1 protein-coding gene is annotated in these 2,207 nt (G+C 74.6%); it reads right to left on the bottom strand.

The annotated features are described in order from the left end of the window. Positions 1-1,744 (bottom strand): hypothetical protein (locus FNQ90_RS20395; protein ID WP_182607693.1); only part of this gene is annotated, 1,744 nt, incomplete at its 3' end. Positions 1,745-2,207: the final 463 nt, after the last annotated feature.

The following is a 2,207-nucleotide window of genomic DNA, read 5'->3' as shown; positions in this document are numbered from 1 at the left end:
GGGCGAAGGGGTGGGCGGCTCGCGGCCAGAAGGTGCCCACGTCCCAGAGGATCCCCACGGTACGGCGGGCCGCGGGGTCACGGTAGGCACGGCGTCCCATGGCCACCAGGACCACGACTCCTATCCCCATGCTCCAGGAGCCCACCGCCTGGGAGAGGGAGGCGAACCCGGAGACGGGCCCTGGCCAGTCCCGGGCGGCGGTGGCGGGGGTGACCCCGGTCAGGCCCGCCCCCAGCGCCGCTCCCGACCCCAGCAGCAGGGACGCGATGACCACCGTGCCGAACATCCCGGGCGCGCGGTCGGTGAGCCGGGCCCGGGCGACCGCGGAGGCCAGGCGGGTGGTGCGCACCTCGTGGGGGCGGCGGCTCTCCTCCGGGTAACGGCCGAGGACGCCGGCGGTGAGCCCTCGGCTCTCCAGCCGGGTGCGGATCGCCAGGACGAGGGCGAGCACGGCCACCACGCACAGCAGGGCCGGGAGGGTCGCCGCCTGCCAGGTGTGCAGGACCGGGGGGCCGGTCAGGATCCCGGGACCGCCGAGGGTGGAGTGGGGGTCGAGCCAGTCGGCGAATCGGGCGGCGACCCCACCGGTGAGCAGCCCTCCCAGAGCGCACCCCAGAAGGGCGGCGGCCGGGCCGCCGAGGCCCCCGAGCACCCCACGATCGGTGCGCGGGGCGGTGAGGTGCAGACGAATCGCCACCGCCGCCAGCATGACCACCAACACGAGTTGGATCGCGGTGAGAACGGGGAAGCCCCAGGATGAGGGATGGGCACCGGAGCTCTCGAAACCGTCACGCACCGGCATCGAGTGGACCAGGCAGAGCAGCAGCAGAAGCAGACAGGCCACCGGAAGGGCGGTGACGTAGCGGGGAAGCGGCCGCACGTCCCGGTCGGTCTCCGTGCGACCGGCGCGCACCACTATCCGAAGGACCATGACCCCCAGTGCCCCGCCGACACCGGCGAGTGCCAGTCCGACCGGGAGGAGGTGCGGGGTGCCCTCGGGCGAGAGATCGCGGATCAGTGAGCCGGTGAGCAGGACGGCGACGATCGTGAGGAGTCCGGCGGCGGTGTGCGCGGCCCGCAGCCGTCCCACCACGCCCCGCCCGTACCAGAAGCCGGGCAGGCCCAACTGGGCTCCCCGCCCGTTGTCCGCGCGCAGTCGCACGGGAGGATAGGCGGACTCGTAGGCGCTCCAGGTTCGGCGGGAGAGCCACCACAACAGACCGACCAACAGGGTCGGCAGGGCCGAGGCCAGAGCGAGGCGCCGCCCCGGGTGGGCCCACCAGCCACCCGGCTCGGCCAGGAAGCGGAACCAGGCGCTGCGGTCCGCGCACAACGGCGCGGCGGCGCACTGCCAGGCCAGCAGGTCCATGGTCACGACGCAGGCACCGGCGACCAGCAGTACCGTCAACGACAGGGCGGTGAGGCGGATGAGGACGTCGTACCAGCGGTGGGACCGACCGTGCCCGGGAGTGGCGGGCCGCATCCAGTGCGCCATGTTGACGATCATGAAGGGCAGGAGCAGCAGCCACAGGGCACGCGCCCCGTTGCCGGAGGTGAGGTTGGACCAGGTGTACGCCTCGCGGACCGGTCGCTCGTCGTCCCAGGGACGGTCGGTGAGGTCATCGGCCGCGCGGTGGATGGCGGCGGTGCGGTCGCCGGTGACGCGGACCGCGCCCGGGTCCCCCAGCATCTCCTGCGGGGTGGCCCCGCCGACACCGTGCACCAGGAGTTCCAGGGCCGGCACGGGTCGACGGGACGGAGTCGGGACGGGTTCGCCCGCACCGCCCGGCCCGAGGAGGTCCCGCCCGGAGCGGACCGGTGGTGGGGTGTCGGGCGCGTCGGTGGGGACGAGACGGCGACGTGGGCCGGGGACCGGGCCGTCCGGCCCTCCGGGGTCGGGGGGATCGGGTAGGGATGACATCGTTCGCGGCTCCCCTCCGTCGACGGGCGTCCGGGGCACCACGGCTCCCGGTCGCTCCCCGACGGGAATCGGCTGGACTCCCTGTGGGTTCGGTCCGACCCGACCGGGGGACGCCATCGCCGCGGCGATGGGCGGAGGGCCCGGGACCCGGGTCGGGGCATCGGACGGTCCCGGGGGATCGGGTGTCCCCGCCACACCCCGGGTGATCCGACGATCCGTCACCGTAACGCAACCGGGCCGTGGAAGGTCACGGCGCACGACGGTGCACGGGCGGCCGGGCGTGGGA

The organism is Streptomyces alkaliphilus (assembly GCF_014141535.1).
Lineage (GTDB): Bacteria > Actinomycetota > Actinomycetes > Streptomycetales > Streptomycetaceae > Streptomyces > Streptomyces alkaliphilus.
The sequence above is the reverse complement of the archived record's forward strand: the minus strand, read 5'-3'. Positions and strand labels throughout refer to the sequence as shown.